At 65.2% G+C, this 12,286-nt stretch carries 8 protein-coding genes; all 8 read right to left on the minus strand.

The window, feature by feature from the left end; genetic code table 11:
- Positions 1–25: 25 nt before the first annotated feature.
- The gene (locus ACM2ZB_RS07320; protein ID WP_313438920.1) at positions 26–451 is read right to left on the minus strand and encodes a type IV pilin protein; all 426 of its coding nucleotides are present in this window, start codon (positions 449–451) and stop codon (positions 26–28) included.
- A 38-nt stretch (positions 452–489) separates the two neighbouring features.
- Complete coding sequence (locus tag ACM2ZB_RS07325) at positions 490–4,353, minus strand: pilus assembly protein (protein ID WP_416057991.1); 3,864 nt, start codon at positions 4,351–4,353, stop codon at positions 490–492.
- 10 nt (positions 4,354–4,363) lie between these two features.
- On the minus strand, positions 4,364–4,873 hold the full coding sequence (locus ACM2ZB_RS07330) for a PilX N-terminal domain-containing pilus assembly protein (RefSeq protein ID WP_313438507.1): 510 nt from the start codon (positions 4,871–4,873) through the stop codon (positions 4,364–4,366).
- 4 nt (positions 4,874–4,877) lie between these two features.
- Positions 4,878–5,990: a PilW family protein gene (locus ACM2ZB_RS07335; protein ID WP_416058522.1), complete on the minus strand. Its 1,113-nt coding sequence runs from the start codon at positions 5,988–5,990 to the stop codon at positions 4,878–4,880.
- Between the two features lie 50 nt (positions 5,991–6,040).
- Positions 6,041–6,517 carry a type IV pilus modification protein PilV gene (gene pilV, locus ACM2ZB_RS07340; protein WP_313438512.1) on the minus strand — a complete coding sequence of 159 codons (477 nt, stop codon included), beginning with the start codon at positions 6,515–6,517 and terminating at the stop codon, positions 6,041–6,043.
- Complete coding sequence (locus ACM2ZB_RS07345) at positions 6,514–7,029, minus strand: GspH/FimT family pseudopilin (protein ID WP_416057992.1); 516 nt, start codon at positions 7,027–7,029, stop codon at positions 6,514–6,516. The genes pilV and ACM2ZB_RS07345 overlap by 4 nt, the downstream gene beginning before the upstream one ends.
- Positions 7,030–7,226: 197 nt before the next feature.
- A complete protein-coding gene (ppnN, locus tag ACM2ZB_RS07350) occupies positions 7,227–8,615 on the minus strand; it encodes a nucleotide 5'-monophosphate nucleosidase PpnN (protein ID WP_416058523.1) in 1,389 nt (462 codons plus the stop codon).
- A gap of 252 nt (positions 8,616–8,867) precedes the next feature.
- Positions 8,868–12,110: a carboxypeptidase regulatory-like domain-containing protein gene (locus ACM2ZB_RS07355; protein ID WP_313438517.1), complete on the minus strand. Its 3,243-nt coding sequence runs from the start codon at positions 12,108–12,110 to the stop codon at positions 8,868–8,870.
- Positions 12,111–12,286 lie beyond the last annotated feature (176 nt).

Here is a 12,286-nt window from a genome sequence, read left to right on the forward strand (position 1 = left end):
AAGATGCAACACCCTGCCCGGCTGATCACCAGCATCCCGCCGCCGAAGACGCACTGGGCGTCTTCACGTTGGCCTGGTTGACGGTCAGGGTTCCGCACTTGTCCTTGACCTGCGTGCCCTGCGGCGCGGCCGTCAGCGTGAACGTGCCCTGCGCCGCCTGGATGCTGACGGTGTAGTACGCCGTACCACCTTCGCGCGGCGACTGGATGGACGTCCCGCCATTGCTGAAGCGGAAGTTGGCGTAGGTGTTGTTGGTGGTATGCGAGCGCTCGGCCATCTGCGCGTACTCGACCAGATCGGCCTTGGCCTGCGCCCTGCGCGACTTGCGCACCTGATCGACGTAGGACGGATAGGCGATGGTCCCCAGGATGGCAATAACCGCCACCACGATCATCAGCTCGATGAGGGTAAAACCGCGTGCGCGCGCCAACAGCGTCGGGCGGGGCAGCATCGGGCGGGCATCACTCAATGACTTCACGGGATCCTCCATTACTGGATCTGGCGCCAGGACTGGCGGCCACAAGGGTACGGAACATACAGCGGCTGCGCGCCGGCAACATTGACCACCATCCAGCAGCCCGGCCCGGTCGGCGCGGTCGGCACGCCGGTGCCATCGCCCGGATTGGTCGGCGGCTGCAGGCGCGGAATGACCGACACACCGACATCCTTCACCGGCGAGGTGCCCTGCGTGGTCAGGCTGACCGCTGCAGTGCCGCCGGCGATGGACGGGCCGGTCGGCGAGCCGGAACGCGCACCGGACAATGCGGCCACGCCGTTGCGCGGGTTCAGGCCGAACAGCCAGTTGGAACCGGTGGTGCTGCAACCGCTGGTGATTTCCTGCGGTGCATAGGTCGGAATGAACATGATGCCCGATGCCAGTTCCGGATAACCCACCGCACGCTCGCCCGCAGGCAGATCCACATACCAACCGATGGACCCGGCAGGTGCCACGCCTGTCTGCAGGCTGCGGCTGGTGCCGCTGGTCACCACGGTGTTCGGGGTCAGGTTGGCACGGGTCAAGGTCGTGGTGACCGCGCCGTTGACCACGTCGTTGAAGCCATACAGGCTCTGGATCTGCGTGTAGGAAATCGGCTGGGTGTCATCGTTGAACGAGAAGCTGCCGGTGCCGAACACCACCAGGACGCCGCCACGCTCGCCGGACGCGACCTGCAGGCCACCGGTGATCGGCTGGCGGTAGGTCTGGCCGCTCTGCACGAAGGTACCGGTGGTGAACACGGGCACGCTGATCGTATTGCCACTGGCCAGCAGGTCGAACTTCCAGACCGCACCCTTCAGGTCGGCGGCATAGACCGTATCGGCATAACCATCACGCACGCGGGCCGGGCCGCCGGTTACCGGATCGGTGACCAGGTTGTTGACGCGGTCAAGCACCACGATGTTGCCCAGGCCATTACGGCCGGCGATCGTGGAATTGCTTTCAGTGGCTTCGATCATGCGGATCGTCGGCGTGGTGCCGGTGTTGAGATCCACCACGAACAGCACCGCCTTGCCGCTGGCACTGGCGTAGCCGTTGCCGAAGATCGCCTTCCAGGTGACGGTGCCATCGGCCGCACGCACCGGCACGATCACCGGCTTGCCCAGCACGTGGCCGATGTTCGCGCGCACGGTGTCGTCACCGCTCAGGTCGTTGATTTCCCACAGGCGGTTGCCGTCGGCGAAGCTGCCCGGCGTGGTTACATCCAGCGCGAAGACGCCACGGCCACCGGCACCGGTACTGCCCACCAGGGTGGTGTGCCAGGCCGAGCCATAGAACGTGTCACCCACCGTCAGCGGGCCATCGACGAAGTACTTGTGGACGAACGGCTGCGCGTTCTTCTTGCTCGGGTCATACGGCAGCAGCAGGTTGCCCATGTGCCCGTACGAGGTGGCCGGGATGTAGCCGAACAGCTCGCGGCCGCCATTGCCACCGACGCTGCCGTTCGCATTCATGCCGCCATCGAACGCATGCAGCATGCCGTCGTTGGCGCCGGCATAGACCATGTAACGGTTGTTGGCGCGCTTGCTGTTGAGGTAGGTCACATAGCTGGACGCCAGCGTGCCGCCCAGGGCGCGGTAGCCGAAATCATCCACCGGCGCACTGATCACCGGGGTGGAGTTGACGATGTCGCCGAGCACGGTGGTGCGGTCGCGCAGCTTGCCGCTGTTGCGCACTTCCCCCGAGGTATCGCCCAGCAGGTAGTTGGCGGCACTGGCAGCAGTGGCACCCAGTGCGGTCAGGTTGGCCTCGCTGCAGATCGACTGCGAGGGGTAGAGCGACCTGGGCAGGTTGCACAGGCCGGCCAGGCTGATCGTGTTGGTGCCGAACTTGCGCACCGAGGTGCCGTCATTGAAATACACATTGCGCGCGGCCGCGGCCGGCATCTGCTCACTGGCTTCCCACATGCGGGTGTACTGCGCTTCGCGCGCGGTATTGAGCGAGACGCTGCTGGCGGTCAGGCGGCTGTACCAGTCGGTGCCGTTGTTCTGCACGTCGTACATGGGCGCCACGGTCAGCGAGCCGGCGCCGATGCGTGCACCGCTGAGGGCAAAGGTGCCCGACGGCGAGGAACCGGCACCCACGGCCGACAGCACGCGGCGCATTGCGTCGGTCACATCGGACGGGGTCTTGGCATTGATGAACTCGCCACGGCTGTTGATGGCGGCGTGCCACAGTTCGTCGATCACGCGGCCGTCGTCGTCGCTGAGCGGATCGCCGTTGCCGTTCCAGTTCGGTGCATTGGTGTAGGGATCGGCAGTGGCGGCCTGGTTGACCTCGTAGATCAGGCCCTGCGCACCCAGCGTCACGCCATAGAAGTTCATGTGCAGGTTGGTCTGGCAGTCCAGCCGCTTCCAGGCGGGCGTGGACGAATCCAGCGTCTTGCACTGCTCGGGCACCGGCACCAGGCCGGCCGGGAAGCTGGCGCCGCCGCGCAGCGGGGTGAACGAGCCTGCGTAGTAGGACGCGGCGATGTCGGCGATGGTGTTGCTGTAGCCATCGGCGAACGGTGCGCCCGGGAAGTGGGTGCCGCCGGCCGCATCGGCGTTGCCGTAGCCGGAGGCCGAGTTGTTGACGTTGGTGTAGCCGTCGGTGAACAGCATGCCGCCGTTCTTCTGGCAGGCGCGGATGACCGGCGCGCCATCGTCGGTACGGCGGAACTGTTCGCCAAGGAAGGCCACGGCCTGGCGGTTGGGCGTACCGCCATTGGGCTTGAGCCGGTAGATCTGCCCGAACAGGTCCGGCCGCTGCGAGGTGACGTCATACATCGTCACGTTCTGGCGGTTGTTGATGGTGAAGTAGCCCACGCGCATGTTCTCGACGCCGACCATGGCGTGCGTGGACGAACCGACCATCGACAGGATGCGGTTGCGGTGGTACTGGAACCAGTTGGCGAAGTTCTGCTGGGCCTTGCCCAGCGCGACCAGGTTGGTGCCGTAGTTTTCCAGCAGGATCTGATAGCGCCGCATGTCGCAGCCCGGGCCGCAGGCATTGGGAATCAGCGGGCGGTTGGCCTCGGCGGTGAGGTAGCCTTCCGGCGCAGCCGCATCGGCCGGCAGGTAGAACGTGGCCGGCACGTAGGCGATCTGCACGGTGCAGTCGACACGCACGGTCACATCGCTGCTGAGATTGGTCCAGGCATTGCCCGAGCTGGGCAGGCCGTTGTTGTTGGTGGTATTGCAGGTACGCCCATTGGACCGGTAGCGGGTACCGGACGGAATGGTCATGCCGTTGAGGAACTGGAAGGCCTCGCCGTTGACCTGGCGGTAGGACAGGTCGTAGACCGTATTGAAGCCGGTGCTGAAATCATTGCCGTAGGTGATCGGGTCACGCGGATCGACACGCGCCGCGCCGAACAGCGCGACCGGCCACAGCGTCTGGCCCAGCAGGTCGCGCTGCGGCAGGCTCCACGGCTCGTAGGTCACCGCCGGGTTGTAGTAACCAGCGTTGTAGGTGGGCGAGCGGGCGAAACCGAACGCATCGATCGGCGGGATGGCGCGCCCGGGCGAATAGGACGTGTTGAAATTCGAGTGCGGGAACAGGTACAGGTAGCAGTCGGTGGAATTGTTGCCACAAGCGTCGCCGACGTTGTAGAAGACGCCGGCGGAGCTGAAGAAACTGCTGCCGTTCCACTGCATGCGGCCGTCACCACCACGGAAGATGCGCTCGAAGGTCATCGAGTTCGAATCGTCCACCGCCATGATGAAGGCCGGCTGGATGGAGGTGGTGTTGTTCAGCGGCGCCTGCGCCAGATCGCCCTGCCCCTGTGCAGCCAGCAGGTTGTAGGCGAAGTAGCCGCCCACGCCAAGCACGGCGAGTGCGGACGCGGCGATGATCCGGGAAGTTCGACGGGACATGCCGGCGGCCTCAGAGCTTGAAGATGGTATCGACCGACGCGGTGGACGAGGAGTCCGTCGGCGTATCGGTGGCGAAAGTGGTGATCTGGTAGATCGGGGTGACCGGATCCAGCGGCTTGCCCATCGACAGCGAACCCGCACCGATCACACAGGAATCGATGCGGCGCACGTTGACCGCCTGGGTGGTGGTCAGCGCGCGAGCGCGGCCCCAGGCCACCGGATCGAAGGCGACGTCACAGTTGTCCTGGATGTCGGTGGCCGCCAGCGGTGCATCCGCGGCCACCGACGTGCGGTTGGCGATGCTCTCCACCGCATTTTCGCTGCGGCGCGCCACGCCTTCGGCGTTCTGGAACGCGACATTGGTGGCGCGGTAGTTGGATGCCATCTTTTCCTGCATGCCGGCCACCTGCATGCCGGCAATGCCAAGCAGCGCCAGCAGGATCAGCATGACCAGTGCGACGTACAGCACCGCGCCACGTTGGCTGCGCGGCATGGGACGCATACGGACTCGGGTGTTCATGGCATCAGTTTCCGAAGAGGCGGTTGCGCAGGGCGATGGTCGATTCGTAGGCCATGCGCGAGCGCCCGTCCGACTTCGCCGCGGGTGCGAAGCCCACACCCAACGCACGCGGGTAATTGATTGCATCGGCCGGTGACTCGGCCTGCGCGGATTGCGGGCTGCGGGCCAGGATGCCGACCTGCACCTGGCCGACACGGCGCCACTGCGCGGCGCCGGCGGCGGTTGCATCGGTGGACACGCCACTGGCCGTGGCCACGGTGGTGATGTTGCCGCTGGGCGGTGTGGTGGTGGTGATGGCCGGGGTGGCATCCAGGCCGAACAGCAACTGCATGTTCTCGATGCCTTCCACCAGTTCCTCGGCCGCGCTGTAGCCGTTGGCCCCATCGGAACGGGCACGCATCAGTGCCGGCTCGCCGGTGGTCCCGGAGGTCCCCACGAAGTACACGACCGATTCGGCGCGGTAGATCATGGTCTGCCCGGTCGGCTGCACCGTGTAGCGGTCCAGCAGCGATCCGTTGGCGGTCACCTTGCCAGCGGCATAGGCGCCGCGGAATACGTTGGCGTGGCTGCAGTCAGCCACGCCGAACAGGTTGGGTGCGGCCACGCCGCCTTCCAGCAGGCGCGCGCCGGCCGTGGCATCGAAGCCGACCACGCTGTTCGCACTCGGCGCCAGCGCAAGGACCGGCACGCCTTCGGCGGCGAGGTAACGCAGCACCAGGATGTCACTGCCGCCGCGCGGCTTGAGCGCGCTGATCGAGGCAGGCAGCCCGGTCGGTGCCTCCCAGGTCCCGCCCAGGGTCAGGTTGGTGCCTGGGCCGGTGCTGGGCGCCTCATAGGCCTGGATGCTGACACTGAAATCCAGCGGGTGCCCGGAGCCGGTGGCCGCACCGGTATCGATGGTCGGATCGCCTTCGCCACGGACAAAATGGGCCTGGTCGTTCACGCAGCCGAAATGGCCGGCCATGCGGATATCGCGCTGCAGGAACTCCAGCGCGAAGCGCCCGTTCTCCTGCGCGCGCGCACTGCCTTCGGCCAGACGCGAGGCCGTGCGCGAGGCCATGAATACCTGCACGACGCCCAGCATCAGCATCACGCCGATGACCAGGGCCACCATCATTTCGATCAGCGACAGGCCGGCGGCCTGGCGGCGGGAAGAAAGACGCGCGCTCACAGCTGCGTTACCAGGGTGAAGGTGGTCTGCGCATTGGGACTCTGCGGGTCCCAGCGCTGGTCACCCCAGGTGATGCCCACGGTCACCCGCCCATTGGCGTTCTGCACGGTGGCGCTGGCGCCCTCGCCCAGCGCCTGCACCACTTGGCACTGCCAGCGGGTGATGTTGCTGGCCACGCCCTGGTCGGCACCCAGCACGCGGGTGCAGGAGCTGGACTTGATCGAATTGGCGGCGAACGAGGCGTTGCTGTACCAGCCCGCCTGGAAGCGGTTGCTGCGCATCTGGTCCAGCAGGTCGTAGGCCAGGTTGGTGGCCTGCGTGCGGTAATTGGAGCTCTGCACGAAGCGTACGTTCATGGTCTGCAGCAGGGCGAAGCCCAGCAGCCCGAAGGCCAGCACCAGCATGGCGATCAGCACTTCGAGCAGGCTGAAGCCGGTCTGCCGCTGCGGAAAGGAAGGAAGACGACGGCTCATTTGCAGGCGGCCTTGGTGGAGGTGATCTGGCCGGCCGCGTTCACGGTCAGCGTACGGCGCAGTGCGTCGGAACCGCACTTGACCGGCTGGATGACGATTTCCTGGGTGGCGGCCGCGCGGCGGCGCCCGCGGTTGTCGAAGGCCACCACTGCCGCCGGGCCGGTGGCGGCCACCGAATCCGGGGTGATGGCGACGAAGCGCAGCACGGCCTCGCCGGCGCCCATGTTGCCGTCACCGTTCACATCGGCCCAGGCCAACATGCCTGAGGACCAGGCGCCATCGCAGCTGGTACCGCTGGCACTGCCACAGACGCCGCCGCCGCGCTTGTTGCGCACCGCCTCGCTGCGGGCCAACGACAGCAGGCCGGTGACCTCGTTGCCGGCCATGGCGATCCGGTTGGAGCGGATCGTGCCCTGGAAATTTGGAAACGCAATGACAGCCAAGAGGGCGACCACCGCAATGGTGACCATCAACTCGACCAGCGTGAAGCCGTTGGACCGGCGCAGTGACATTGGACGCTCCCCAGCGTGTTGGTGGCCACGATGGCGCACCCGGCTGCCGCCGGCAAGCGGCGGCAGGATGAACGGTCAGAACGGGGCGACGGGCGTCAAAGGGTTGACACGCCCTGCCCGGCTGGCAAGCCAGGAAAGGGGTCGGAGCCCCGCTGGGGATCCGACCCTGGGGCGGCCGGTCAGGCCGCCCCGGCCGGTCAGGCCAGCACCTGGTAGCAGGGCTGGTATTCGCCGGAGATCTTCATCCGGCGCTGCTCGACGAAGGCGCGCAGCAGGGCATCCAGGGCCTGCATCATGTCGGCGTCGCCGTGGATCTGGAACGGCCCGAACTCTTCGATGCGGCGCATGCCGTCTTCCTTCACGTTGCCGGCGACGATGCCGGAGAACGCCCGGCGCAGGTCGGCCGCCAACGCGTGCGGCGCACGCCCGTGGTGCAGGTCCAGCGCGGCCATCGCCTTATGGGTCGGCACGAAGGGCTGCTGGTACTCCCACGGGATCTCGATGGACCAGTTGAAGAAGAACGAATCCTTCTGCGCCAGGCGATGCTCGCGCACCTGCTTGATGCCACTGGCCATCTTGCGGGCCACCGCCACCGGGTCACCGATGATGATCTCGTAGCGCTCGGCGGCGGCATCGCCCAGGGTCAGGCGGATGAAGCGGTCGATCTGCTCGAAGTACGGCGCGGCCACGGTCGGGCCGGTCAGGATCAGCGGGAACGGCAGGTCCTTGTTCTCCTCGCGCAGCAGGATGCCGAGCAGGTACAGGATCTCTTCGGCGGTACCGACGCCACCGGCGAACACGATGATGCCGTGGCCGATGCGGACGAAGGCCTCCAGGCGCTTCTCGATGTCCGGCATGATCACCAGGTGGTTGACGATCGGGTTCGGCGACTCGGCGGCGATGATGCCCGGCTCGGTCAGGCCGATGTAGCGGGTGACCGTCCTGCGCTGCTTGGCATGGGCAATGGTGGCGCCCTTCATCGGGCCCTTCATCGCGCCCGGGCCGCAGCCGGTGCAGATGTCCAGGCCACGCAGGCCCAGCTCGTAACCGACCTGCTTGGTGTACAGGTATTCGTCGCGGCCGATCGAGTGGCCGCCCCAGCAGACCACCAGGTTCGGGTCGCCCGGGTTGAGGATGCGCGCATTGCGCAGCAGGCCGAACACCGCGTTGGTGATGCCTTCGGAGGACTCCAGCTCGGCAGCGTAGGCCGGGCCCATTTCGATGGCCATGTAGGCCAGGTCGCGGACCACCGCGAACAGCAGCTCGGCCACGCCGCGGATGATCTCGCCATCGACGAAGGCCATCGCCGGGGCATTGACCAGGTCGATGCGCACGCCACGGTCCTGCTGCGCCACCTGGATGTCGAAATCGGGGTAGAGATCACGCGCGGCGCGCGGATCGTCCGAAGCACTGCCACTGGTCAGCACGGCCAGCGCGCAGCGGCGCAGCAGCTCGTGCATGCCACCACCGGACGCGTCACGCAGGCGCGCGACCTCGGCCCGCGACAGCACATCCAGACCACCGCGCGGGTAGATCCGCGCATCCTGCACCGGCAGCGCGCGGGCTGCTTTTTCGTTCGTCGTCATATCCAACTTTTCGCTTCCTTCAAGGTTTCCGACTGTACTGCCGCCCCCTTAAAAAGCAAAACGGCCGGGAAGCCCGACCGTTGGATGTGTGCCGCCCGCGTTCGCCATTCCGGGTCCGCTTCGGCGGCCGTTGCACCGCGCACGTGTCGGGATGCTACGCCCCTGCCCGCACACCTGCAAGGACTTTCGCCTGAACGGAAAACGGCCGGGTTTCCCCGGCCGTTTCCTTTTACCGCTTCAAGCGCTGAAGGATCAGAACTTGTACTTCAGGGTCAGCTGCATCGACCAGCGCGACACGCCGGTGTTGCCCTTGTCGTTGTTGTTTTCCTGGATCTGCGCGTTGTCCGTTGCACCGGTGAACGAGTACACGTACTTGCCGGTGGCCGGATCGATACCGCCGTAGTTGGCAACGCGGCGGGTCGAGTAGAAGCCGTAATCGTCGATCAGGCCCCACTTCTTGTTGATCAGGTTGCCGACATTCATGATGTCCAGCGCGATCTCACCCTTGTGGCTCTTCACGAAGCCCGGGAATTCCTGGCTGATGCGGACGTCGAAGGAGTTGATCCACTTGGCGCGGTGCTGGTTGGCCGGGACCACGCTGCCACGATAGGCATCCAGTTCCGGGTTCTTCGCCAGCCAGTCGAAGAAGCTCTTCTCCATGGCGGCATCCTGCACGAAGCGACCACCGATCACCTTGCCGAACAGCACGTCACCCGGGCCGCTCGGCACGTAGAACAGGTCGTTGGTGGCTGCACCGTCGCCGTTGGCATCGTTGTAGAAGATGTAGCTGTACGGACGGCCCGAGCGACCTTCGTAGAACAGGCCGACGCGGGTAGCGTTGTCACCGAAGAAGTTGTGCTTCCACTCCAGGGTGCCGGTGATGCGGTCCTTGATCGCGTAGCGAGAGTTGTAATCAACATTCTCGTTGGCGTTGAAGATCAGCGTGTTGTTCCAGTTCGAGGTGTTCTGCGAGCTGGACAGCGGGCTGACTTCCTTGGACTGGGTGTAGGTGTAACCCAGCGACCAGCCCCAGTTCTCGGTCAGCGGCTTGGCCAGCGAGAAGGTTGCCTGGCTGCCACGACCCTTGTCGGTGTTGCGCAGGACCAGCACATCGCCCATGTCGCTCGGACGGTTGGCGCGGTCAACCGCACTGCCCGTACCGGTGGTGATGCCCAGGTTCTGGCCATTGCTCATGCGGCCGTTGTTCGGGTTGCGACCAGCGGCGTTCCAGTAGATCGCACGACCATCCGGGCCGACCGTGGTCGGCGCGCCGACGTCCAGGCGGTCGAAGTAGATGCCGTCCTTGACCTTGGTCAGCAGCAGTTCGGCCGACGCCACGATGCCGTACCACGGCAGCTCATGGTCGAAGGCCAGGTTGGCCTTCCACACCGACGGCAGGCGGGTGCCCGGCGCGATGATGTCCACGTTCTGACGGGCCGAAGCCGGGCCACCGGCCGGGATGTACGGGTTGCTGCCGTCCGGGGTGAAGGCACCGGCCGGAATGCTGCGCTCGTCGTACTCGATGTAGTTCAGGCCGGTGTTCTGGTAGGCACCTGCCAGCCACACGTTCGGGGCAGCGCCGCCGAACAGGCCCACGCCGCCGCGCAGCTGGGTCGGACGCTCGCTGTCGAAGGTGTAGTTGAAGCCGACACGCGGCTGCACCAGGTTCTTGTCGACCAGCTTGGTGTTGTTGAAGCCGTACAGCTGCTCGATGCGCGGGTTGTACAGGCGCTGGGTGCTGAAGTCAGGCATGTCGACGCGGACGCCGAACATCAGGCTCAGGTTGTAGTTGATCGCCCAGGTATCCTGCACGAACACGCCGGTGTTCTTCAGGGTGAAGTCAGCCGGGATGTCCGCACGGGTGCCATCGGCACGCGGGGTACGCAGCTGGTAGCGCGAGGCGTTGCCGTTCAGGAAATCGTTGACGCTGTTGAACTCGTACACGCCGTTGAGGTTACGGCCGTAGAAGTTCATCAGGTCGTTCTTCGAGTAATCGAAGCCGAACTTGACGGTGTGGTCACCGACGTACCAGGTACCGGCACCAAAGGCGCTCAGTTCCTTCGACTCGACGATGTTGACGTGGGTGTTCTGCTCGGTACCCACGTACAGCGAATCATTGCCCGACTTGATGCGGATCTGCGGCATGTCGACCAGCGGAACGCGGTTGGCCGAGTAATCCTTATGCGAGACCTTGAATTCGGTCGAGAAGTTGTCCGACCAGTCGCTGAACAGTTCACCCATCCAGGTTTCGTACTGGGTCGGCTGCTGGTACCAGAAGTTGCTCAGCGAGATGGCGCTGCTGCTGACCTGCGGGAAGCGAACGACGTTCTGCTCCATCTTGTTGTAGCGCAGGGCCGCACGGTGGTTCTCGTTGATGTTCCAGTCCAGCTTGACCGCGTACTCTTCGATCTCGGTCTTGCTGTTCGGTGCCGACAGGCTGCCCGGGTCATAGCCCAGCTTGCCCAGATAGTTCTGGACATCGCTGATCTGCTGCTGGGTGATGGTGCCACGGCCGATCGGGGTGTCGCTCAGGCTGATGCCGGCGGCCGAACGCTCGTACTTTTCATAGTTGGTGAAGAAGAACAGCTTGTCCTTGACGATCGGGCCGCCGAAGGTCATGCCGTAGGTCTTCTCGTCCTCGAAGCCGTTGAAGTCCTGCTTGTCACCTTCCAGGCGCGAGCGGACCATGTCCTTGTCGCGGTAGGAACCGTAGACGGTGCCGTGGAATTCATTGGTACCCGACTTGGTCACGGCGTTGATCACCGCACCGGTACCGCCGGCGATGGTCGTGTCGTAGTTGGCCAGGTCGATGTTGATTTCCTGGATGGCGTCCATCGACACCGGCTGACGCTCGGTCGGCAGGTTGTTGGAGCCCAGGCCGAACGGATCGGAGGCGCTGATGCCGTCGATGCGGATGGCGTTGTAACGGGTGTTCTGGCCACCGGCCGAGATCGCGCCGTCAGCCTTGCTGACCTGCGAGATGCGCGGGTCCAGACGGACGTAGTCCTGGATGTTGCGGTTGGCCGACGGCAGGGCGTCCATCGTTTCGCGGGTAACGTTGCTGCCGGTACCCATCTTGGTGGCGCTGAAGATGTCCAGGCCGCCACCGGTGGCGACGACATTGACGGCGTCCAGATTGGTGGCAGCCACGTCGCCCGCCAGGTTGGCGTTGACGGTGTTGACCTGGTTCAGGTTCAGGTAGACACCTTCTTCAGTCTTGGTGCCTTCACCCGGCTTGTTGATGGTGATGGTGTACGGACCACCCACGCGCAGACCGCGCGCGTTGTAACGACCCGACGCATCGGTGGTGGCACGCGAAACGGTGCCCGACTCGGTGTGGGTGATGGTTACTTCAGCACCGGCGACAGGCTGGCCTGCAGCGGACACGACCTGGCCGCCGACACCGGCGGAGGTGCTCTGGGCGAAGGCGGGGGCGGCGGCGAGTGCAGCCACGAGACCAAGGGTAAGCTTGGACATCCGGAGTGGGTGGGTCATTTTTCGGTAGCCTCGATGCGAGTTGGCGATGGCGGAAAAAAAGCGCATCCAAGCAGCCTTGCGGGCGGCTGACTGGACATTTATCTGGGGTTCCCTACCGTGAACGGCAGCTGCCGCAACGGTTAACACTAGATTAACACGCTACGCCTTCAATGTGACGGTTGTGCGACAAACGG

This window comes from Stenotrophomonas maltophilia (genome assembly GCF_047782825.1).
In the GTDB taxonomy this organism is placed as follows: Bacteria; Pseudomonadota; Gammaproteobacteria; order Xanthomonadales; family Xanthomonadaceae; genus Stenotrophomonas.

What these genes read in the sequence shown, in the direction of transcription:
- ACM2ZB_RS07320 (WP_313438920.1), bottom strand. Translation starts at nt 451, where the DNA reads ATGCTGCCCCGCCCGACGCTGTTGGCGCGCGCACGCGGTTTTACCCTC.
- ACM2ZB_RS07325 (WP_416057991.1), bottom strand. Translation starts at nt 4,353, where the DNA reads ATGTCCCGTCGAACTTCCCGGATCATCGCCGCGTCCGCACTCGCCGTG.
- ACM2ZB_RS07330 (WP_313438507.1), bottom strand. Translation starts at nt 4,873, where the DNA reads ATGAACACCCGAGTCCGTATGCGTCCCATGCCGCGCAGCCAACGTGGC.
- ACM2ZB_RS07335 (WP_416058522.1), bottom strand. Translation starts at nt 5,990, where the DNA reads ATGATGGTGGCCCTGGTCATCGGCGTGATGCTGATGCTGGGCGTCGTG.
- pilV (WP_313438512.1), bottom strand. Translation starts at nt 6,517, where the DNA reads ATGAGCCGTCGTCTTCCTTCCTTTCCGCAGCGGCAGACCGGCTTCAGC.
- ACM2ZB_RS07345 (WP_416057992.1), bottom strand. Translation starts at nt 7,029, where the DNA reads ATGTCACTGCGCCGGTCCAACGGCTTCACGCTGGTCGAGTTGATGGTC.
- ppnN (WP_416058523.1), bottom strand. Translation starts at nt 8,615, where the DNA reads ATGACGACGAACGAAAAAGCAGCCCGCGCGCTGCCGGTGCAGGATGCG.
- ACM2ZB_RS07355 (WP_313438517.1), bottom strand. Translation starts at nt 12,110, where the DNA reads ATGACCCACCCACTCCGGATGTCCAAGCTTACCCTTGGTCTCGTGGCT.